The 21,633-nt window shown below is 70.7% G+C and carries 19 protein-coding genes, 2 tRNA genes and 2 riboswitches; of the genes, 19 read left to right on the plus strand and 2 right to left on the minus strand.

The genetic code is table 11. The features are described 5' to 3' along the window. Positions 1 to 525: 525 nt before the first annotated feature. The gene (locus G555_RS0106735; protein WP_028708290.1) at positions 526 to 1,800 is read right to left on the minus strand and encodes a thymidine phosphorylase; all 1,275 of its coding nucleotides are present in this window, start codon (positions 1,798 to 1,800) and stop codon (positions 526 to 528) included. A 61-nt stretch (positions 1,801 to 1,861) separates the two neighbouring features. Here G555_RS0106735 and G555_RS0106740 point away from each other — a divergent pair, with 61 nt between their 5' ends. The 11 genes from G555_RS0106740 (at position 1,862) to G555_RS0106790 (ending at position 11,925) form a co-directional block, all read left to right on the plus strand. Next, a complete protein-coding gene (locus G555_RS0106740) occupies positions 1,862 to 2,536 on the plus strand; it encodes an HAD family hydrolase (RefSeq protein WP_028708291.1) in 675 nt (224 codons plus the stop codon). 100 nt (positions 2,537 to 2,636) lie between these two features. Further along, positions 2,637 to 2,728: riboswitch (glycine riboswitch) on the plus strand. Continuing rightward, positions 2,729 to 2,832, plus strand: a riboswitch (glycine riboswitch). 46 nt (positions 2,833 to 2,878) lie between these two features. Beyond that, positions 2,879 to 4,045, plus strand: a complete 1,167-nt coding sequence (gcvT, locus tag G555_RS0106745) for a glycine cleavage system aminomethyltransferase GcvT (RefSeq protein WP_036921535.1) — start codon at positions 2,879 to 2,881, stop codon at positions 4,043 to 4,045. Between the two features lie 42 nt (positions 4,046 to 4,087). Next, positions 4,088 to 4,453 (plus strand): glycine cleavage system protein GcvH, encoded by a 366-nt coding sequence (gene gcvH / locus G555_RS22805; RefSeq protein ID WP_425413838.1) that lies wholly within the window; start codon positions 4,088 to 4,090, stop codon positions 4,451 to 4,453. Beyond that, positions 4,450 to 7,254, plus strand: a complete 2,805-nt coding sequence (gene gcvP / locus G555_RS0106755) for an aminomethyl-transferring glycine dehydrogenase (RefSeq protein ID WP_028708294.1) — start codon at positions 4,450 to 4,452, stop codon at positions 7,252 to 7,254. Before gcvH ends, gcvP begins: the two co-directional genes overlap by 4 nt. Positions 7,255 to 7,427: 173 nt before the next feature. Further along, complete coding sequence (locus G555_RS0106760; protein ID WP_028708295.1) at positions 7,428 to 8,234, plus strand: fumarylacetoacetate hydrolase family protein; 807 nt, start codon at positions 7,428 to 7,430, stop codon at positions 8,232 to 8,234. Then, positions 8,234 to 9,160 (plus strand): CPBP family intramembrane glutamic endopeptidase, encoded by a 927-nt coding sequence (locus tag G555_RS18445; RefSeq protein WP_051208519.1) that lies wholly within the window; start codon positions 8,234 to 8,236, stop codon positions 9,158 to 9,160. Before G555_RS0106760 ends, G555_RS18445 begins: the two co-directional genes overlap by 1 nt. A gap of 109 nt (positions 9,161 to 9,269) precedes the next feature. Continuing rightward, positions 9,270 to 9,341, plus strand: a tRNA-Gln gene (locus G555_RS0106770). 64 nt (positions 9,342 to 9,405) lie between these two features. Continuing rightward, positions 9,406 to 9,478 (plus strand) — tRNA-Glu (locus tag G555_RS0106775). A gap of 258 nt (positions 9,479 to 9,736) precedes the next feature. Further along, positions 9,737 to 10,321 carry a hypothetical protein gene (locus tag G555_RS0106780; protein ID WP_156887461.1) on the plus strand — a complete coding sequence of 195 codons (585 nt, stop codon included), beginning with the start codon at positions 9,737 to 9,739 and terminating at the stop codon, positions 10,319 to 10,321. Between the two features lie 73 nt (positions 10,322 to 10,394). Next, a complete protein-coding gene (locus G555_RS18450; RefSeq protein WP_051208520.1) occupies positions 10,395 to 10,964 on the plus strand; it encodes a signal peptidase I in 570 nt (189 codons plus the stop codon). A gap of 19 nt (positions 10,965 to 10,983) precedes the next feature. Beyond that, on the plus strand, positions 10,984 to 11,925 hold the full coding sequence (locus G555_RS0106790; protein ID WP_028708297.1) for a hypothetical protein: 942 nt from the start codon (positions 10,984 to 10,986) through the stop codon (positions 11,923 to 11,925). 16 nt (positions 11,926 to 11,941) lie between these two features. Here the strand turns inward: G555_RS0106790 and G555_RS0106795 are convergent, their stop codons facing one another. Continuing rightward, complete coding sequence (locus G555_RS0106795) at positions 11,942 to 12,667, minus strand: IclR family transcriptional regulator (RefSeq protein WP_028708298.1); 726 nt, start codon at positions 12,665 to 12,667, stop codon at positions 11,942 to 11,944. 82 nt (positions 12,668 to 12,749) lie between these two features. Between G555_RS0106795 and leuC the strand changes: the two genes are divergently transcribed. From leuC to G555_RS18460, 8 genes are all read left to right on the plus strand, one after another. Then, positions 12,750 to 14,147 (plus strand): 3-isopropylmalate dehydratase large subunit, encoded by a 1,398-nt coding sequence (leuC, locus tag G555_RS0106800; protein ID WP_028708299.1) that lies wholly within the window; start codon positions 12,750 to 12,752, stop codon positions 14,145 to 14,147. Between the two features lie 10 nt (positions 14,148 to 14,157). Beyond that, the gene (gene leuD, locus G555_RS0106805) at positions 14,158 to 14,763 is read left to right on the plus strand and encodes a 3-isopropylmalate dehydratase small subunit (RefSeq protein ID WP_028708300.1); all 606 of its coding nucleotides are present in this window, start codon (positions 14,158 to 14,160) and stop codon (positions 14,761 to 14,763) included. Positions 14,764 to 14,909: 146 nt separating this feature from the next. After that, entirely contained in the window at positions 14,910 to 15,212 is a 303-nt protein-coding gene (locus tag G555_RS0106810) for an HU family DNA-binding protein (protein ID WP_028708301.1), read from the plus strand. Positions 15,213 to 15,398: 186 nt separating this feature from the next. Beyond that, the gene (locus G555_RS18455; protein ID WP_051208521.1) at positions 15,399 to 16,205 is read left to right on the plus strand and encodes a lysophospholipid acyltransferase family protein; all 807 of its coding nucleotides are present in this window, start codon (positions 15,399 to 15,401) and stop codon (positions 16,203 to 16,205) included. Beyond that, the gene (locus G555_RS0106820; protein ID WP_028708302.1) at positions 16,198 to 17,322 is read left to right on the plus strand and encodes a D-alanine--D-alanine ligase family protein; all 1,125 of its coding nucleotides are present in this window, start codon (positions 16,198 to 16,200) and stop codon (positions 17,320 to 17,322) included. The genes G555_RS18455 and G555_RS0106820 overlap by 8 nt, the downstream gene beginning before the upstream one ends. Then, on the plus strand, positions 17,319 to 18,263 hold the full coding sequence (locus tag G555_RS0106825) for a thiamine-phosphate kinase (protein ID WP_028708303.1): 945 nt from the start codon (positions 17,319 to 17,321) through the stop codon (positions 18,261 to 18,263). Before G555_RS0106820 ends, G555_RS0106825 begins: the two co-directional genes overlap by 4 nt. A 113-nt stretch (positions 18,264 to 18,376) precedes the next feature. Continuing rightward, positions 18,377 to 20,806 carry a DNA translocase FtsK gene (locus G555_RS0106830; RefSeq protein WP_028708304.1) on the plus strand — a complete coding sequence of 810 codons (2,430 nt, stop codon included), beginning with the start codon at positions 18,377 to 18,379 and terminating at the stop codon, positions 20,804 to 20,806. Continuing rightward, complete coding sequence (locus G555_RS18460) at positions 20,803 to 21,621, plus strand: DUF4253 domain-containing protein (protein ID WP_051208522.1); 819 nt, start codon at positions 20,803 to 20,805, stop codon at positions 21,619 to 21,621. The genes G555_RS0106830 and G555_RS18460 overlap by 4 nt, the downstream gene beginning before the upstream one ends. Positions 21,622 to 21,633: the final 12 nt, after the last annotated feature.

Raw genomic sequence — 21,633 nt, forward strand, 5'->3', positions numbered from 1 at the left:
TCCCCAGCCTCCGCACGACCACCGACGAGACACCTAGCTAGACTGCCCGCAACCGTTCACTTTTCGAGCGCCGAAAGCGTTCAGAGTTCGAGCGCCGCCGACACTCCCGGACCACAGGGCCACGGGACCCACTGTGCCGGTGCTGCGTGGTCGGCCCGCGCCGCTCGCTTGCTGCTCTCCGTGCCACAGGGTGCCGCGCTGACCGCCAGGTTGTGAGGCATTCCGGCCCGGTGACCTGACCGGTGGGAGGTGGCCGCCACCTTGTGAGGCATACCACGCCGATCGGGGGCCGCATAGCCCGTGCAACCTGGCGGTCAGCCCGCGCCGCTGCGACGACCCGGCCTCGTAGGCCTCGCAACCTGGCGGTCGGCGTGGACCGCGCCGTCGATCCGAGCGGTGGTGCGACCGGAGCGTGGACCGGCCGACTCACCTACCGCGGCGAGACGCGTGCTCGCGGTCGCGGGTCAGGACTCGGCGATCCGAAGCGTCCGGCGGCCGGACGGAGCGCGTTCCGCGACGAACCGGTCAGGAGATCCGGTCGAGGATGAGAGGCCGTCGAGTCCCCGTGCCGCCGATCGTGATGGCCCGCCTGGCCGCCTCTTCGCCGCGGGCCATGCGGTCCGGCGTGTCGGTGTGCAGCGTGAGCAGCGGCTGCCCGGCGCGGACGGTGTCACCGACCGACACGTGCAGTTCCACGCCCGCGGCCGCCTGCACCGGATCCTCCTTGCGGGCGCGTCCGGCACCCAGACGCCAGGCGGCCAGGCCGACCTCCCAGGCGTCGATGCGGGTGATCGTCCCCTTCGACGTCGCGGTGAGCACCTGCTGGTGACGCGCCACAGGAAGCGGGGCCGCAGGATCGCCGCCCTGCGCGGCGATCATCCGCCGCCAGGCGTCCATCGCCCGGCCCGACGCCAGGACGTCGGCGGGATCGGCGTCGACACCCGCGGCCTGCACCATCTCGCGGGCCAGGGCGAGGGTGAGCTCGACGACGTCGGCGGGGCCGCCCCCCGCGAGCACCTCGACGGCTTCGCCGACCTCGAGCGCATTGCCGGCCGTGCGGCCGAGCGGGGTGTCCATGTCGGTGAGCAGCGCCACCGTGGTCACCCCGGCGGCGGTGCCGAGACGAACCATCGTCTCGGCGAGCCTGCGGGCCGACTCCTCCTCCTTCATGAACGCTCCCGAACCGGTCTTCACATCGAGGACCAGGGCCCCGGTGCCCTCGGCGATCTTCTTGCCCATGATCGACGAGGCGATGAGCGGGATCGACTCGACCGTGCCCGTCACATCGCGCAGGGCGTACAGCTTCTTGTCGGCGGGCGCGAGCCCCGAGCCCGCCGCGCAGATCACCGCACCCACCGATTCGAGCTGGGCGTACATCTCGGCATTGGTGAGGGACGCCCGCCAGCCGGGGATCGACTCCAGTTTGTCCAGCGTGCCGCCGGTGTGGCCGAGGCCGCGACCGGAAAGCTGAGGGACGGCGACGCCGCACGCCGCGACGAGCGGTGCCAGCGGCAGGGTGATCTTGTCGCCGACCCCTCCGGTGGAGTGCTTGTCGGCGGTGGGCCGGCCGAGTCGCGAGAAGTCCAGTCGCTCGCCGGAGTCGATGATCGCCTGGGTCCACGCGGCCAGTTCCTCATCGGCCATGCCGGTGAAGAAGACGGCCATCGCGAGGGCCGACATCTGCTCGTCCGCGATCTCGCCGGTCGTGTACGCGGCGATGAGCCAGCGTGCCTGATCGGCGGTGAACCTGCCCCCGTCGCGTTTGAGGCGGATCAGCTCGACGGTGTCGTAGGCATGCACGTTCGGAGTATGTCATCGGCACGAGGAACTGACCAGCGCCTCCGCGCTTAGGCTTGGCACCATGGGTACACCGCGCTGGCCGACCGTCGTCTTCGACCTCGACGGGACGCTCCTGGACAGCGTGGACCTCATCATCGACTCCTACCAGCACACCTTCCGCGAGATCCTCGGGCATCCGTGGGACGACGTGACGGAGGTCCGGAGCTGGATCGGAACAGGGCTGCGGATCGTCTTCGGCCGTATCCTCCCCGGGCGCGCCGACGAGATGGTCGACGTGTACACACGCTGGAACATCGCCAACACCGCTCGGTATGTGCGGGCCTACCCGGGAATCCTCGGAATGCTCGCCGACCTGTCCGCGGCCGGGGTCCGCACCGGAGTGGCGACGTCCAAGAGGCGACCGGCCGCCGAGTTGGGCATGGCCTGCGCCGGTCTGGCCGAGCGCGTCCCGTTGCTCGTCACCGGCGACGACGTGACGTCCTTCAAACCCGAGCCCGAGCCGCTGTGGAAGGCGGTGGCGGCCCTCGGCGGCGACACCGCCGCCGCCGCATATGTGGGGGACGCCGTGGTGGACGTCCGCGCGGCGCGCAACGCCGGGATGGCTGCGGTCGCGGTGGCCTGGGGCGCCGGTGAGGACGCCGACCTCGCCGCCGAGCACCCGGGGCACGTGGTCGCGACAGCGACCGACCTGACGGCGCTCGTGCTGGGTCCGCGCGGCTCCGCTGCGGAGGCCTAGCCACGTCCGCAGGCGCGGTGCGCTCGTGCCCGCGGCACGCCGATGCGGACAGCGGGGCCTCGCCGCGCGTACGATGGGGCCCACAATCGAACATCGGGCCACACGCCATGCGGGAGAGCCGGTACACCGAACCGGCACCGACGGAGCAAGCCTCCCCGCCAAACTCTCAGGTCACCACACCGCACCGGCCAGGCCGCTCTGGAAAGCAGTCGGTGCGACCGGCTCGCCCACGGTGAAAGCGAGGCCCGCACGAGGGCGGCGTGAATCTCTCAGGCACCGATGACAGAGGGGGAGAGACCGCACCGAACGCACCTTGCGTGCGCACGAAAGAAGGACTCTCTGATGGCGACCGTCACCTCTGCCGACGATGGGACACCGGCCCTGTCCCGCACCCCGCTGTACGACGAGCACGTCGCTCTGGGCGCCACGATGGTGCCCTTCGCGGGGTGGTCGATGCCCGTGAAGTACACCTCCGATCTGGTCGAGCACCATGCCGTCCGGAGGGCGGCCGGGCTGTTCGACATCTCGCACATGGCCGAGATCGACGTCACCGGACCCGACGCGGCCGCCTTCTGCGATCGTGCGCTGGCGGGGCGGCTGAGCGCCCTGGCGCCGCTGCAGTCGAAATACACGATGATCCTCGCCGAGGCCGGAGGGATCATCGACGACCTCATCGTCACGGCGGTCCCCGATGCGGCCGGGCCGCATTTCGCCATCGTCGCGAATGCGTCCAACCGGGCGCCGGTCGTCGCGGCTCTGGCCGAGCGCGCGACGGCCTTCGACGGTGACGTGGAGGTGCGTGACGCGTCCGACGAGTATGCGCTCATCGCCGTGCAGGGCCCGCGGGCGCGAGACGTCCTCGAGGCGATGCCGGCCCTGACCGTCGAGTCCGGCGCGCCGGAGTTCGGCGACACGAAGTACTACCGCAACACCCTCGCCCGCTTCGGGGACGTGCCGGTCCGCGTCGCACGCTCCGGATACACGGGCGAGGACGGCTTCGAACTCCTCGTCCCCGCCGGCGCCGCAGTCGAGCTGTGGAGGACGCTGCGGGCGACGGGCGCACCGCACGGCCTCGTGCCCGCGGGCCTGGCCGCGCGCGACACTCTGCGGCTGGAGGCGGGGATGCCGCTGTACGGTCACGAGCTCAGCCTGGACGTCCTCCCCGCCCAGGCCGGGCTCGGCCGGGTCGTCGCGATCGACAAGGACGATTTCGTGGGCAGGGATGCCGTCCTCGCCGGTCCTGCCGCCGGCGCTCCCGTCCTCGTCGGTCTCGCCGCCGAGGGTCGCCGCGCCGGACGGGCCGGCTACGCCGTGCTGGACGCCACCGGCCGGCCGGTCGGCGAGATCACGTCCGGCGTGCTGTCGCCGACACTCGGACACCCCGTCGCGATGGCCTACGTGAGCCCCGCCGTCGCCGAGCCCGGAACGGTCCTCGCGTTCGACGTGCGGGGCACCGCGATCCCCGCCACCGTGACCACTCTGCCCTTCTACCGGCGCCCACGCGCCTGACCGATCGATCCGCCCGATGCACAGGAGGAAACCGTGACCGACATTCCCGAGGACCTGAGCTACACCGACCAGCACGAATGGGTGCGCATCGACGGGGAGACCGCCACCGTCGGCATCACCGAGTACGCCGTGACCCAGTTGGGCGACGTCGTCTACGTGGAACTTCCCGAGATCGGCACGGCGCTGGCCGCCGGCGACGTGATCGGCGAGATCGAGTCGACGAAGTCCGTGAGCGAGATCTACGCTCCGCTGGCCGGCACGGTCGAGCATGTCAACTCCGAGCTGACCGATGCGCCCGAACTGGTCAACGCCGAGCCGTACGGCAGGGGCTGGATCGTCAAGCTGGCAGCGACCGGGTCCGAAGGGCTGCTGTCCCCGGCCGAGTACGCGGAGCTGGTGGCCGAGTGAGCGACGATCCCACCGATTTCCGCCGCCGCCACATCGGCGCGGTGGGCGCCGACAGGGCGGGGATGCTGGCCGAGCTCGGGTACGACTCGCTGGACGCTCTCCTGGACGCCGCCGTGCCGCCCGCGATCCGAACCGCCGCCGACGGCTCCGCGCTCCCGCCCGCGGCGGGTGAGGCGCGCGCGCTCGCCGAACTGCGGGAGATCGCTGGGCGCAACGTCGTGACGACGTCCATGATCGGGCTGGGGTATCACCAGACGGTGACGCCGCCCGTCATCGCCCGGAACGTCCTGGAGAATCCGAGCTGGTACACGGCGTACACGCCGTATCAGCCGGAGATCAGTCAGGGACGGCTGGAGGCGCTGCTGAACTTCCAGACGATGATCACCGACCTCACGGGGCTCGCGATCGCGAACGCGTCCATGCTGGACGAGGCGACCGCGGTCGTGGAGGGCATGCTGCTGGCGCGGCGGGCATCCAGGTCGAAGAGTCCCGTCTTCCTGGTGGACGCGGACGTCCTGCCGCAGACGCGCCGCCTGCTGGCACATCGCGCCGCGGCGCTCGGCATCGAGCTTCACGACACCGCCTACGACTCGCCCCCCGGGGAGGTGTTCGGCGCGCTGATCCAGTACCCGGGTGCGTCCGGACGGCTCTGGGACCCGCGCGCGGCCATCGCTGCCGTGCAGGCGGCGGGCGGGCTCGTCGTCATGGCCGCCGACCCGCTCGCGCTGACCCTGCTGACGCCACCCGGGGAGCTGGGGGCCGATATCGCGGTGGGATCGACGCAGCGCTTCGGGGTTCCGATGGCCTACGGCGGTCCCCACGCCGGCTACCTCGCGGTGCGGGCGGGCCTGGAGCGTCAGCTCCCGGGTCGGCTCGTCGGCGTGAGCGTGGACGCGGCCGGACGGACCGCGTACCGGCTCAGCCTCCAGGCGCGCGAGCAGCACATCCGGCGTGAGAAGGCCACCAGCAATATCTGCACCGCGCAGGTGCTGCTGGCCGTGATGGCGTCGATGTACGCCGTCTACCACGGGCCCGACGGGCTGCGCGCCATCGCCGAGGGCGTCGCGGAGAGGACGCGGCTGCTCGCATCCCTCCTCATCGCCGGAGGCGTGCGACTGGCACACGAGCAGTACTTCGACACCGTCCGGCTGCGCGACGTGGATGCCGCAGCCGTCTTCGCGCGACTGCGCGCGATCGGCGTCACGCCGCTGGTGGTGGACGAGCACACGGTCCAGCTCACCGTGGACGAGGTCGTCGGCGCGGACACCATCCGGAGCGTGGCCGCCGCCGTCACGCAGACCGGGGGAGACGCGGGCGCGCCCGTCGCCGGGAGCGTCGTCCCGGCCACGCTCGTCCGTACCAGCGCGTACCTCGAGCATCCGACGTTCCACCGGTACCGGTCCGAGACGGCGATGATGCGGTACCTCAGACGCCTCGCCGACCTCGACTACGCGCTCGACCGCGGGATGATCCCACTGGGCAGTTGCACGATGAAGCTCAACGCGGCGGCCGAGATGGCGGCGATCACGTGGCCGGGGTTCACCGACCTGCATCCGTTCGCGCCGGCCGAGGACGCCGCCGGGTACCGGAGGCTCGTCACCGACCTGGAGGCGTGGCTGGCCGACATCACGGGATACGACGCGGTGTCGCTCCAGCCGAACGCCGGGAGCCAGGGGGAGCTGGCGGGCCTGCTCGCCATCCGCGGCTATCACCGGGCCAACGGCGAGGAGGCCCGCATCGTGTGCCTCATCCCGTCCAGCGCGCACGGCACGAACGCCGCGAGCGCGGCCCTCGCAGGGATGAAGGTGGTCGTCGTGGCCTGCGATGCGGAGGGCAACGTCGACCTGGACGACCTCGCCGCCAAGATCGAGACGCACCGCGATGTCCTCGCGGCGTTGATGATCACCTATCCGTCGACGCACGGCGTGTACGAGATGCGGGTGCGCGAGATCTGCGACGCGGTCCACGTGGCCGGTGGGCAGGTCTACATCGACGGGGCCAACCTGAACGCGCTCGTGGGATATGCCCGGTTCGGCGAGTTCGGCGGCGATGTGTCCCACCTGAACCTGCACAAGACCTTCGCGATCCCGCACGGCGGTGGCGGACCCGGCGTCGGCCCGGTCGCGGCACGCGCCCATCTGGCGCCCTATCTGCCGCGCGGTGAGGAGAATCCGGTGGCGGCGGCGCCGTACGGGTCGGCGGGCGTCCTGCCGATCTCGTGGGCCTACGTCCGGATGATGGGGGCCGACGGGCTCCGGGAGGCCACGGCGGCGGCCGTGCTGGCGGCGAACTACGTGGCTGCTCGTCTGGGCGATGTCTTCCCCGTCCTCTACACGGGGTCGGCGGGGCTTGTCGCCCACGAGTGCATCCTCGATCTGCGGCCGCTGCGCGATGCGACCGGGGTCACGGTGGACGATGTCGCGAAGCGTCTCGTCGACTACGGCTTCCATGCGCCGACCATGTCGTTCCCCGTCGCAGGCACGCTCATGGTCGAACCGACGGAGTCGGAGGATCTCGAGGAGCTCGACCGGTTCGTGGCCGCGATGCGGGGCATCCGGGCGGAGGCCGACGCGGTCGGGAGCGGCTCGGTGCCGGGCGACGACAACGTCCTCGTGAACGCGCCCCACACGGCCGCTGATCTCGTCGGCGACTGGGACCACGCGTACTCGCGGGAGCAGGCCGTGTACCCGCTGCCGGGCATGGCGCGGCACAAGTACTGGCCGCCGGTGTCGCGGATCGACCAGGCATGGGGAGACCGGCACCTGGCGTGCTCCTGCCCGCCGCCGGAGGCGTTCGTCTGACGCCGCGTGCGTTGCGTGGGGGTTCGTGCCGGTGACCGGCACGAACCCCTCATGCTGTGGGGACCGGCGAGGCCGATGGCGACTGCTCGATCGGGATGTGCTGGAATCGGACAGTGTGGCGTGGCTCCGGAGAGCCGGACGGTGCGCCGAGCGAGGGAGAGGACGGGCAACAGATGAGGGTGGCGCGATATGCGGCGGCGGGAGCGGATCCCGCGTTCGGGCTGGTCGAGCTGGCGGATGACCACGGCGAGCATCCCGACACGATCGCTCGGCTGACCGGCGACCCGCTGGCCGGGCCGGTCGAGCTCACCGGCGAGCGGGTGCTGCTGTCGGACGTGCGGCTGGTCGCGCCCGTTCTGCCGCGCAGCAAGATCATCGGCGTCGGGAAGAACTACGCCGATCACATCGCGGAGATGAGGACGCCGGCGCCGGAGGGCATCCTGACGTTCTTCAAGCCGAACACGTCGGTGATCGGCCCCGAGGACGCCATCGTGCATCCGGCCGCGAGCTCGGAGGTGTCCTACGAGGGGGAGCTCGCCGTCGTGATCGGCCGGATCTGCAAGCAGGTGCCGATCGAGCGGGTGCGCGAGGTGATCTTCGGGTACACCGTCGCCAACGACGTGACCGCGCGCGACTGGCAGCGCGGCGACGGGCAGTGGACTCGCGCGAAGGGCGCCGACACGTTCTGTCCGCTCGGTCCGTGGATCGCCACCCACCTGACCATCGAGGAGGCGTCCGACCTCGCCCTCACGACCACCGTGGACGGGAGCCTGCGGCAGGACGGGGTGACGTCCCGGATGATCCACGGAATCGCGGAGCTCGTCGCCTTCTGCAGTTCGTTCGCGACGCTGCTGCCGGGCGACGTGATCCTCACCGGCACGCCGGCCGGGGTCGGGACGGTCACACCGGGGCAGCGGGTGGAGGTCACCATCGACCGGATCGGGTCGCTGTCGAACCCTGTCATCGCCGAGGAGGGCTAGTGGCGGGGTTCGCGGGCCTGCAGCAGGCCCCGCCGGGCGTCGGCTATCACCGTGTGCTGGCCGGTCCGCAGTCGACCGTCGTGCGCTCGATGACGGGCGTCCTGGCGGCGATCGTGGTGTTCGTCGTGCTCGTCCCGCTCGCGACGCAGGGATTCATCTGGATCGCGTGGCTGCTGGCGGGGTCGCCCGGCGACTTCACGTCCTTCTACACGGCCGGGACGGCGTTCGAGACGCCCGGCGGGATGACCGGCGTTCACCTCGGCATCGCCCTGCTGGCCGTGATCGCGGCACTGTCGGTGGCCCTGGTCCACCAGACGTCGCCGCGGTGGCTGATCTCGGTCGAGCCCGGGGTGCGCTGGCGGTACCTGCTGATCGTGACCGTCGTGGCGATCATCGTCCTCAACGGCGTGTTGTGGCTCTCGCGCTGGAACCAGCCGTGGGATCCCCACAGCCGGCCGGACATGTGGGCGTTCCTCGTCGTCATCGTCCTCACCTCGCCGCTGCAGGCGCTGGGGGAGGAGGTCTTCTTCCGCGGCTACCTGCTGCAGGCGTTCGGGTCGCTCGTACGGACGCCCTGGTTCGCGATCACGACCTCGGCGCTGGTGTTCGCTCTCTTCCATGGGACGCAGAATCTGCCGCTGTTTCTCGACCGGTTCGCGTTCGGCATGCTGGCGGGGGTCCTCACCGTGGCCACGGGAGGACTGGAGGCTGCGGTCGCGGCGCACGTCGTGAACAACCTGTTCGCCTTCGGGTACGCGGCCGTGGAGTCCTCCGTCGCGCAGGTGAAGGCCGTCCAGCAGATCGGCTGGGTGGACGCCGCGTTCGACGTCGGAGGGTTCGCCGTGTACGCCCTCGTGGCTCTGGTGATCGCCCGTCGGCTCACGGTGTCGACGCGGACACCGTCCGCCGCGGCGCGGCCGGTTTGAGGGTGGGCGGTCGGTTCCGGTAGTGTTGTCTCTCGCTGGTCACGAGCCAGTGCGTGAGGGCTGGAGTCGATTCGCGCGACCCGCGGAGCGGCTGACGTTCTCACGATCTTGGGGTATGGGGTAATTGGCAGCCCGACGGATTCTGGCTCCGTTAGTTCAGGTTCGAGTCCTGGTACCCCAGCGGCCGAAGGGATACCGGTTCGCTGGAAGGCTCAGCGTGGGGTAGGCTCTTGGGCTGGCTAGGAGGCCCCGTTGTGTAGCGGCCTAGCACGCCGCCCTCTCAAGGCGGTAGCGCGGGTTCGAATCCCGTCGGGGCTGCAAAGGACATCCTCGGATGTCGCGGATGCCCGGATCCACACCTGGTGGATCCGGGCATCTTTTTCGTTTGTGGATTATTACTCTTCGGGAAACCAAGTGACCGCTCTGTGACCAGGGCATTGCTATTACATTGATCTTGACTCTCCAGTAGGTTGTGAATGGCCTTGTCAGGAGAATGAATGACACGTATTTGGTCCATCCGGTCTTTAAACGACAATGGAATCCAGTAAGCTACCCGATATCAGGGTTTGAGGGGCAATGCCGCCCTCCGTCACGTTATTAATTAGGAGTGAATACGTGTATAAAATCACCCGAGAGGCGCATCGGGGGCGCCGCTCGCTGGTCATCCGTTCGTCGCTGGCCGCCCTTGCTTTTCTGGGCATCGGCCTCGGCGTCACCACGGCGGTCTGGACCGACGACGTCTGGTTCAGCTCCGGCGTGACGACGAAGACGTTCAATCTGCAGGGGTCGGCGACCAGCGCGACGGCAGGCTTCGAGGAGAGCGGCACCGAGGGTTCGATCTCCCTCGCGATCCCAACCGGCGTGTGGGCCGGGATGGAGCCCGGCGACTCCGTCACCACCTCGGTGTGGCTCAAGAACGCCGGCACGGCGCCGGCTGTGATGACGACTCCCGTCTTCACGCTCAACAATGCGTCGAACGGACTGACGATCACCGGCACGGGCACGGGGCTCAGCGTGACGGCGAGCGGCATCGACACGGGTGACGTCCTGAATGCCGGGGCTGTGCGGAAGGTCGACGTCACGATCACCGCAGGCGGCGACCTCGTCCAGGGCGCGAGCGGAACGCTGCGCATGCAGATTCACGGAGAAAGCCAGGCCTGATCCGTCCGGCGGGTCTCCCGAATGGCGATCCTCGCCTCCGGGTTTCCCGCCGCGGGTCGGCTTTCCGACGGCTATGCGATTTCTGCATCTTGCCGCCAACGTCGTCGTGACGTTGGCCGCCGTGATCGGAGTGATCTCCTTCGGTGTCTGGGTCGCGACCGTGACCGGCCGGATCCAGCCCTTGGTGGTCGTGTCGGGGTCCATGAGGCCGCAGTACGAGATCGGGGACCTCATCATCGCCACGCCGCGGCCCGCGTCGGAGGTGAGTGTCGGCGAGGCGGTCACCGTGCCGGATCCGGAGCAGAACGGCACCCTCGTCACCCACCGCGTCGTCTCGGTCGGGCGGACGGGCGACGACACCTGGACCTTCGTCCTCAAGGGCGACGACAACGCCGCGTCCGACCCGAGGCCCTACGTCGTGTCCGGAGATGTGCTGCAGCCCGCGCTGGACGTGCCGTTCCTGGGGGCCGTCGTCGACCGGCTCCGTTCGCCGAGGGCGGCCGCCCCGCTGGGGATCGGGCTCGTCGCGTGCCTCGGGCTGACGGTGCTGCAGCCGGCCGCCGGATGCGCTCTCGGCGCGTCCGAGCCGGCGGGGACGCGCCGCATCGCGCGCCCGCGACGGGCCGTCACGGGCGCGCCGTAGATCAGGGAGAGGAGCCTCGATGCGCACGAGTCCGAGGGGAAGCGAGGGTCCGGTCCGGCCCCTCGCGGGCTCGCGCGCGAGGCTCCTCCTCCCGATCGTCTCCGCCGTTCGCGCGGCGCGGCGGCACAGCACACGTTCCCTGTTCGCGGCGGTCCTCGGCGTCTTCGTGGCCGGCTCGGTCGTGCTGGGTGCGGGAACCGCACGCTCCACGTCATCGGTGTGGTCCGACGACGTCTGGATCGGCGCGCGGGTGACGACCGTCGCAGGAGCCGCGACCGCCGCGGGCGGGCTCAGCCCGGGCGCGGGCACGGTGTTCCCGGACGGGACGCCCGCGTGGACCCTCAACAAGGTTCGCCAGGCCTGCGTGCGTGTCGGCGTGACGACCACGAGTGACACGCCGATCGTCTGGTCGGTGCGGCTGGACACGAGCGCGCAACCGTGGAACGGCGCCACCTCCGGTTACAACCTGGACTACGGCTACGCCTTCTCGGGGGGCCTGACGGGCGGTCGGTACCTCACGATCGTGGGCCGGTCGGACTCCTCGCCCGCGACGAGCACGGTCATGGCCGGTCAGACGCGCACCTTCGACCTGTGCAACTGGTCCGCGGGCACGCCGCCGATCGGGGACGCCACCTGGGCCACCGTGAGCGTGTCGAAGGCCACGACGGTGGATCCGGGAAAGGTCTGCAAGACCATCACGGCGACGTCCCTGGAGCGGACGCCGTTCTGGTTCGCGTGGACGGCGACCGTCGCGACCGCCGACATGTTCGCCGCCATGGGAACCAGGAACAGCTACTGGTGGGAATACAGCGACTGGAACGTCGTGCGCGCTCCGACGACGCCGTCGACCGACCCGGCGCAGCCGTCCACGGTGACGTTCACCTCGGCGACCAACGACACGACGAGTCTCCTGGCGGACGGGAAGTCCTACGTCTACACCCTCTGCCTGCGCGGCTCATGACGGGTGGGGCGGAGTCTCAGGACTCGCCGCCGGTGCGCCGCAGAACCTCGGAGAGGCGCTCGGCCGCCGCGATCACGGCCGGGGCGTGGAGCCGTCCCGGCTGACGGGTGAGCCGCTCGATCGGCCCGGAGACGCTCACCGCGGCGATCACCTTGCCCGAGGGAGACCGGACGGGCGCCGACACCGATGCCACTCCCGGCTCGCGCTCGGCGACCGACTGGGCCCAGCCGCGGCGGCGGACGCTCGTCAGCGCCACGGCCGAGAAGGTCGCGTTCTGGAGCCCGCGCTGGATCCGCTCCGGGTCCTCCCACGCGAGGAGGACCTGCGCCGCCGATCCGGCGGACATCGTCAACTGGCTGCCGACGGGGATCGTGTCCCGCAGACCCGATGGACGCTCGGCCGCGGCGGCGCACACGCGCAGGTCTCCCTGGCGACGGAACAACTGGGCCGACTCACCGGTGATGTCGCGCAGCCGGGCGAGCACAGGCCCGGCCGTGGCCAGCAGCCTGTCCTCGCCGGCCGCCGAGGCCAGCTCGCTGAGTCGTGGCCCGAGGATGAACCGGCCCTGCAGATCGCGGCTGACGAGGCGGTGATGTTCGAGGGCGACCGCAAGCCGATGGGCCGTCGGACGAGCCAGGCCCGTCGCGGTCACCAGTCCGGCGAGAGTGGTCGGACCGGTCTCGAGAGCGCTGAGTACGAGAGCGGCCTTGTCCAGGACGCCAACTCCACTGGAATTGTCCATAGGATGATACTGCCGTCTCGGATCATGATATGCAAGTGGTAGGATCCGCACGAACGCATGGCAGCGTGTCGAAAGGACCCCGATGGGCAAGACGCTCAGCGACAAGATTTGGGACGCGCACGTCGTCCGTTCCGCAACCGGCGAGCCGGATCTGTTGTACATCGATCTCCACCTCGTACACGAGGTGACGAGCCCGCAGGCGTTCGACGGCCTGCGACTCGCCCAGCGTACCGTGCGTCGGCCGGACCTGACGATCGGCACCGAGGATCACAACACGCCGACCCTCGACATGACCCTGCCGATCGCCGACCCGGTGTCGAGGCTGCAGGTGGACACGCTGCGGAAGAACGCCGCCGAGTTCGGCATCCGCCTGCACTCCCTCGGGGACAGGGACCAGGGCGTCGTGCACATCATCGGCCCCTACCTCGGCCTCACCCAGCCCGGCCTGACCATCGTGTGCGGCGACTCTCACACCGCGACGCACGGAGCCTTCGGCGCCCTGGCGTTCGGCATCGGGACATCCGAGGTCGAGCACGTGCTCGCGACGCAGACCCTGCCGCAGGCGCGACCGAAGCGCATGGCCGTGAACATCGACGGCGAACTGCAGCCCGGCGTGACCCCGAAGGACGTCGTGCTCGCGCTCATCGCCAAGGTGGGCACGGGCGGCGGCCAGGGGTACGTCGTCGAGTACCGCGGCTCCACCATCGAGAACATGTCGATGGAGGGCCGCATGACGATCTGCAACATGTCGATCGAGTGGGGGGCCCGTGCGGGGATGATCGCGCCCGACGAGACCACGTTCGCCTACCTGGCCGGACGTCCTCATGCCCCCCAGGGGGAGCAGTGGGCCGAGGCCATCGCCTCCTGGAGGACGCTGTACACCGATCCCGACGCGGTCTTCGACGCCGAGGTCGACCTGGACGTGTCCGAGCTCACGCCGTTCGTGACATGGGGCACCAACCCGGGCCAGGGCGTCCCGCTGGCCGGCGAGGTCCCGACTCCCGCTGATTTCACCGATCCGGTGGAGCGGTCGGCGGCCGAGCGGGCCCTGCAGTACATGGGGCTGGCAGCCGGAACCAGGATGCGCGATATCCGCGTGGACACGGTCTTCCTCGGCTCGTGCACCAACGGGCGCATCGAGGATCTGCGGGCGGCCGCCGAGATTCTCAAGGGCCGCACCATCGCCGAGGGTGTGCGCATGCTCGTCGTGCCCGGGTCGGCGCGCGTCCGCCTCGACGCCGAGTACGAGGGGCTCGACAAGGTGTTCCTCGACGCGGGTGCCGAATGGCGAGGAGCCGGGTGCTCGATGTGCCTCGGCATGAACCCCGACCAGTTGTCGCCCGGCGAACGCAGCGCCTCGACGTCCAACCGGAACTTCGAGGGCCGGCAGGGCAAGGGCGGGAGGACGCATCTCGTGTCGCCCCCTGTGGCCGCCGCGACCGCCATCACCGGGCGTCTGGCGACGCCCGCGGATCTGTGAAGGAGCAACCATGGAGAAGTTCTCCCGCCACGAGGGCATCGGGGTCCCCCTGCAGCGCAGCAACGTGGACACCGACCAGATCATTCCCGCCGTCTATTTGAAGCGGGTAACAAGGACGGGCTTCGAGGACGGCCTCTTCGCCGCGTGGCGGCAGGACCCGGAGTTCGTGCTGAACCAGGACGCGTACAAGGCGGGATCCGTGCTCGTCGCCGGTCCCGACTTCGGAACGGGCTCGTCGCGCGAACACGCCGTATGGGCGTTGCAGAACTACGGTTTCCGCGTCGTCATCGGTTCGCGCTTCGGTGACATCTTCCGCAACAACGCCGGTAAAGCGGGGCTGGTCGTCGCGCGTGTGCCGCAGGACGTCGTCGAGCGGCTGTGGGCCGTCCTGCTGGCGGAGCCCGGCCGGGAGATCGCGGTGGATCTCGAAGCGGTAACCATCGAGTGCGCTGGTCAGGCGTATCCGTTCGAGATCGACGACTACGCCCGGCACCGTCTGCTGGAGGGCCTGGACGACATCGCGCTCACGCTGCAGCAGGAGGCCCATATCGCCGCCTACGAGGCACGCCGCCCGCGCTTCCTGCCTCGGACGCTCCCGGCCAAAGTTCCCAACTGACCGTCAGACCGCCGGAATTGAAGGGAATCTTGTCGTTTGTTCAGGGGGCTCCGCGTGGTGGAGCTTGACGATCTCCTTGCACCCGCGAGAATAATTTCCCTTCAGCAGCCCGCATTCACAGGGCGGGGTAACTTTGGGGAGGCAGAGTGAACAAGGCTGAACTCGTAGCGGAGTTGGCGAGCCATTTCGACGGTAACAAGGCTGAGGCCGCACGTGCCCTCAACGCCGTCATCGACACGATCACAGACCTGACGGCGCGAGGCGAGAAGGTGTCCATCACCGGCTTCGGGGCCTTCGAGCGGGTGCATCGTGATGCACGGCTGGTTCGCAACCCGGCTACCGGAGAGCGCAAGGCGGCCGCGGAGACCTACGTGCCGCGGTTCCGTGCGGGAACCGAGCTGAAGGCGAAGGTCGCGGCAGGGGCCACGCCGAAGAAGGGCAAGAAGTAGTACCCGCAGCACGTTGCTGACACGCACCCCGGGACGCCGCCGTGGCTTTCCGCGGTGCCCGTTCCGGGGTGCGTGCTCGTTCGTGGGTCTGTCGGCGAGACCCGACTGCGGCGATCCGGATCCCCGGCGGAGAGGGCCGGGCGAGCCGGACGCGGATCGGCGTGTCGGTCCGGGAGAGGGGGACCGATGACGTCGTCGTCCGCGCTGTCGAGGCGTGCCGATCGCGAACCGTCCGGCAGGCTTTTCCGTCTCGTCGGATGGCTGGGCGGCGGGTTGCTGCGTCTGACGACCCGGCAGGACTGGCGTCCCGGCGGCGGCCTGCCGCGCACGGGCGGCGTCATCGTGGTGGTGAACCACGTCTCCAACTTCGATCCCGTGGCCCTCGGGCACTTCCTGATCGGATCGGGCCGGTGGCCGCGGTACCTGGCCAAACGAGAGCTGTGGGACGTCCCGGTCCTCGGATGGCTCCTGCGGGAGCTGGAGCAGATCCCCGTGGCCCGGAACACGCAGCGGGCCTCCGACGCGCTCACGGCCGCGAGACAGGCCCTGGAGCGGGGTCGCTGCGTGGTCGTGTATCCGGAGGGGACCATCACCGACGACCCCGAGGGCTGGCCGATGACCGGTCGACCGGGTGCGGCGATCCTCGCGTGTGAGACGGGATGCCCCGTCGTGCCGATCGGCCAGTGGGGGGCGCAGGAGGTCATGGGGTACCGACACCCGACCTTCCCGAGGCTGGTCCCGCGGAAGGTGATGCGCATGGCCGTGGGCGTGCCGTTCCCCGCCATGACACCGGAGCCGGAGCCGAGTCCCGAGCGGGTCCGAGCGCTGACCATCGCCTACATGGACGCGGTGGCGGCCCTCGTCGGAAGCCTGCGGGGGCGCACCCCGCCGGCGGACCGGTACGACCCGCGGGTGGGAAAGCGCGTTCCTCGGCCGAAGCAGCCCTCCGAGGTCGATACGGTAGGTCCAGACGAAGGGAACCCAGATGCCTGATCCGACCGGCCGCACCCGGGTCGCCGTCATCTTCGGCGGCGTCAGTTCCGAGCACGAGGTCTCCTGCCTGACCGCCGGTGGCGTGACACGGGCCATGGACCCCGACCGCTACGACGTCCTGGGCATCGGCATCACGCCCGACGGAACCTGGACGCAGCTCTCGCGGGACGGGCTGACGGCGATGGAGGTCGTCGACGGCAGCCTGCCCCGGCTGAGCGACGACGTCGCTCCCGCCACGCTGCTGCGGCGGGCCGGGGGCGGCGGCCGGGTCGCGACCGTGGTGGGGGAGTCCCTGGTGGACGTCGCCGACTTCGATGTCGCGTTCGCGCTCCTGCATGGGCCGTTCGGCGAGGACGGGACGATCCAGGGCCTGTTCGAGATGTACGGCATCCCCTACGTCGGAAGCGGCGTGGCCGGATCGGCGATCAGCATGGACAAGGACCTCATGAAGCGGGCGCTGCACACCCGGGGTCTGCCCGTCGGCCCCTGGGTCGCGATCACGCCCGTGGAGTGGAGCGCCGATCCCGACGCCGCGCTGGCCCGGGTGCGAGAGTTCTCGCTGCCGGTGTTCGTGAAGCCGGCACGCGGCGGCTCCTCGGTGGGCATCACCCGCGTCACCTCCTACGACGACCTCCCGGCCGCGATCGCCGAGGCGCAGCGGTGGGACCCGAAGGTCATCGTGGAGCAGGGCTTCTGCGGGGTCCGGGAGGTCGAGTGCGCGGTCCTCGCGGCGGTCGGCGGGGGCACGCCCCACACGTCCCTGCCCGGCGAGATCGAGATGCACACCGACGACCGGTTCTACGACTTCACCGCCAAGTACCTGCCCGCCGACCAGGTGACGCTGCACGTGCCCGCCGACCTTCCGGACACGGTTCGCGCCGCGTGCCAGGACGTGGCGGCCCGGTCGTTCGACGCGCTGGCGGCCGAGGGCCTGGCGCGCGTCGACATGTTCGTCACCCGCGAGGGCGACGTGTACGTCAACGAGCTCAACACGCTCCCGGGCTTCACCCGGACCTCCATGTACCCGATGATGTGGGCGGCCAGCGGGATCGAGTACCCCGACCTGATCACGCGACTCCTCGACCTCGCGCTCGCGCGTCCCCTGGGGCTGCGGTGAGCGAGCCGACGGTCTCCTCGGTCGGGGAGTTCGGCCTCATCGACCTGGTCACCGCCGGCGTGGGGGAACGTTCCGAGGTGCCGGTCGGGGTCGGCGATGACGCGACCGTCTACACGCTGGGCGGGGCGGGCGTCTGCTCGACGGACGCGATGGTCGAGGGCGTGCACTTCCGGCGCGACTGGTCGAGTGCGGCCGATGTCGGCCGGAAGGCGGTGGCCGAGGCGGCCGCCGACCTCGAGGCGATGGCCGCCGATCCCGTCCTGGCCGTGGTGAGCGCGTCGCTGCCGAAGGACCTGCCGCTGTCCTGGGCCGTGGAGTGCATGGCCGGTGCTCGCGCCGAATGCGAGCGGGCCGGACTCCTGCTGGCCGGAGGGGACACGACGTCGGCGCGCGACGTCACCCTCGTCGTGACCGTCCTGGGGGATCTCCACGGCCGCGCGCCCGTGCTGCGTTCCGGTGCCCGCCCCGGAGATGTGGTCGCCTTCCACGGCCGGCTGGGCTGGGCCGCGGCCGGCCTGGCCGTCCTCTCACGCGGCTTCCGCTCGCCGCGAGCGGTCGTCGAGGCGCACCGCGTGCCGGAGATCCCGTACGGGCAGGGACGGGTGGCGGCGGAGGCCGGCGCGACGGCCATGCTGGACGTTTCCGACGGTCTGCTGGCCGATCTGAGGCACATCGCGGACGCGTCCGGCGTGTGCATCGACGTCACGTCGGCCGCACTCCCGCTCCCCGAGCCGATCCGGACCGTCGGGACGGCGCTCGGCACCGACCCGCTGGGCTACGTCCTCACCGGCGGCGAGGACCACGCCCTGGCGGCCTGCTTTCCGCCCGGTGCCGCTCCGGAGGGCTGGATCGAGATCGGCAGCGTGATGCAGGGAGATCCCGCCGTCGCGGTCGACGGCGTCGTGTGGGAGGGCTCGGGCGGCTGGAACCACTTCGCCTGAGGGCGGCGCGCCCCGCGCTCGTGCCCGGGGCGCGCGGATTGGTGCCGCACCCGCGGCGCCGATGCGGTGTGGGTTCCCGCGCATTCCGGCGCCGGTGCCGTAGGGTGCGAACCATGGCGACCCGCACGACTTCCCCCGCGCGGACCCGCTCCAGCGGTTCCCGGCAGGCGCCGAGGAAGAAGAAGTCAACGTCCCGTTCGCGGTCATCGGCGAAGGGGACGTCCTTCGGCGCGCTCGTCGCGGGCGGCTTCCTCGGAATCGGCAAGGCCCTGGCGGCGTTGTGGCGCGGCCTGGCCTATCTCGTGGGCAGCGCGGCACGTGCCGTCGGCACGTCCGCCCGCGACGTCGATCCGGCGGTACGCCGCGACGGCGCCGGGCTCGTCGTCCTCGGCGCGGCGATCGTCGTCGCCGCCGCGTTCTGGTTCCAGCTCCCGGGGCAGGTCGGCGAAGGCATCCGCGTCGGCGTGGCCACCGTGCTGGGCTCCTTCAGCTACGCACTGCCGTTGTTCCTCGCGGCCGCTTCCTGGCGGACGCTGCGGCACCCCGACCGAAACGGTCCGGCCGGGCGCCAGGCGGTGGGCTGGACCTTCCTGTTGTTCGGACTCCTCGGCCTGGTCAACATCGCGGCGGGACTGCCGCGCCCCGACGCGCCCGAGCGGCTCCGGTCCGCCGGGGGAATCCTCGGCTTCCTGTCGTCCAGTCTGCTGGCCGATCTGCTGACCGTGTGGGTCGCGGTGCCGTTGCTGGTCCTGCTGCTGCTGTTCGGCCTTCTCGTCGTCATCGGGACGCCGCTCCACGAACTGGCCGACGGAGCGGTCGCGCTCTGGCGGCGGTTCCGTGGGCGGACGTCCCGCCCGCAGATCGAGTACGGGGTCGACCAGGCCTATGACACGCCGCTGGTCACCGAGCCCGACGACATCGAAGGGGAGGCCGCCGAGGCGGCCGAGGTCCCCCCCGAGCCCGAGCCGGCACCGGCCGGGTCGCGCCGGCGCGGCGCCAAGCCCGCCGAGCCCGCTGAACTGGAGCCTCCCGCGCACACGCCCATCCCGCAGCGGATGGAGCAGCTCACGCTCTCCGGCGACGTCACGTACCTGCTGCCCGACGCGCATCTGCTCAAGACCGGCACGGTGCCGCGGGCGCGGACCGAGGCCAGCGATGCGGTCGTCGGCCGCCTCACCGAGGTACTGCGGCAGTTCGAGATCGACGCCGCCGTGTCCGGGTACACGCGCGGCCCGACCGTGACGCGCTACGAGGTCGAGCTCGGGACGGCCGTGAAGGTCGAGAAGGTCACGGCCCTGGCGAAGAACATCGCCTACGCCGTCGCCTCGGCCGACGTGCGGATCCTCTCGCCGATCCCCGGCAAGTCCGCCATCGGCATCGAGATCCCGAACCAGGACAAGGAGATCGTCTCCCTCGGGGACGTGCTGCGCTCGTCCAAGGCCCGCAACGACCACCACCCGATGACCGTCGGCCTCGGCAAGGACGTCGAGGGCGGCTTCGTGATCGCGAACATGGCCAAGATGCCGCATCTCCTGGTCGCCGGCGCGACCGGGTCCGGCAAGTCGAGCTTCGTGAACTCGATGATCACCTCGATCCTCGTACGGGCCACCCCCGACGAGGTCCGGCTGCTGCTGGTGGACCCGAAGCGCGTGGAGCTCACGCACTACGAGGGCATCCCGCACCTCGTCACGCCGATCATCACGAGCCCGAAGAAGGCATCCGAGGCGCTGCAGTGGGTCGTGCGCGAGATGGACCAGCGCTACGACGACCTGGCGGCCTTCGGGTTCCGCCACGTGGACGACTTCAACAAGGCCGTCCGCGCGGGGCAGGTGCAGCCGCTGCCCGGTTCGGAACGGGAGCTCGCGCCGTATCCGTACCTGCTGGTGATCGTCGACGAGCTCGCCGATCTGATGATGGTCGCGCCGCGCGACGTCGAGGACGCGATCGTCCGGATCACGCAGCTTGCACGTGCGGCGGGCATCCACCTCGTGCTCGCCACGCAGCGCCCGTCCACCGATGTCGTGACCGGCCTCATCAAGGCCAACGTCCCGTCGAGGCTGGCCTTCTCGACGAGCTCGATGACGGACTCCCGGGTCATCCTCGACCAGCCGGGTGCCGAGAAGCTCGTCGGGCAGGGCGACGGACTCTTCCTCCCGATGGGCCAGAGCAAGCCGATCCGCGTCCAGGGCGCCTGGGTGGGTGAGGCCGAGATCCGCTCGGTGGTGGCCCACGTCCGCGAGCAGTTGCAGCCGCAGTACCGCGAGGACGTCGCGGCGCCGGCCGAGCAGAAGACGGTCGCCGAGGACATCGGGGACGACCTGGAGCTCGTCCTGGAGGCCGCGCAACTCGTCGTCACGCTGCAACTCGGCTCGACATCGATGCTGCAGCGCAAGCTCCGCGTCGGTTTCGCCAAGGCGGGGCGGCTGATGGACATTCTGGAGACGCGGGGCGTCGTCGGCCCCTCGGAGGGGTCCAAGCCTCGCGAGGTCCTGGTGAAGCCCGACGATCTCGACGAGGTCCTGGCGAAACTGCAGGAGGGGTGACGACGCCCTGGTGGCGGCGCGGCCGGACGGCCCGGGTCGCCCGTATCGCCACGCTGGACGCGGTGCCGCGCACGGAGCGCCCCGGCGATCTGGGCGAGCTGGGCGGGATCGACCTGCCGCCGGGGCGGATGGTGGTCCCCGACGACGACCTCGCTGCGACGGCCGATGCTCGTCCGGTCGCCTGGATCACGACCGGAGGCGACCTGCGCGCGCTGTGGCGACGCCTGGTCGCTGCGTTCCCACAGACGGGGCTGTGGCCGATCCTCGCGCAGGGGCTCGAGGGCGACGATGTTACCCGGCCCTGGCTGGACGGTGAGCTGGAGGGCCGTCACGGCACGCCCGGCGACGTCCTGGAAGTCCTCCTGAGGGACGCGGGCGGCGGTCCTGACGGGGCCGCGCCGCGCGCCGGGATGTGGCCGTTGACCCGGCCCGCGGCGGCGATCGCGAACCTGCCTCCGGTCGAGGTCGTCCACCCCGGGCCGGTGCGTGCCCTGATGCTGGTCGAGGCGGCGCGCCCGGCCGATGTGCCGTGGGCCCTCGGCTGGCTGGGAGCGTGCAACGCCGGCCTCACCGGAGCGGACCTCACCGCGGTGCTTCGTTCGTGGGAGGACCGGTTCGGCGCCGTGCTGGTGGGCCTCTCCTTCGACGCGATGCTGGTGAAGGCGGCGGCCGTCCCGTCCGATCCCGGGGAACTGGCCGCGCTGTGCGCCGAGCACTACGCCTTCTGCCCCGACAACGTCGACCAGGGCACGGACACCATGGAGGCGTACCTCCCCGCGCTGCGAAGCCGCGACTGGTACTTCTGGTGGGATTGACCATGTGCCGGA

Origin of the sequence: Propionicicella superfundia DSM 22317 (assembly GCF_000423465.1) — a bacterium.
GTDB classification, from domain to species: Bacteria; Actinomycetota; Actinomycetes; order Propionibacteriales; family Propionibacteriaceae; genus Propionicicella; species Propionicicella superfundia.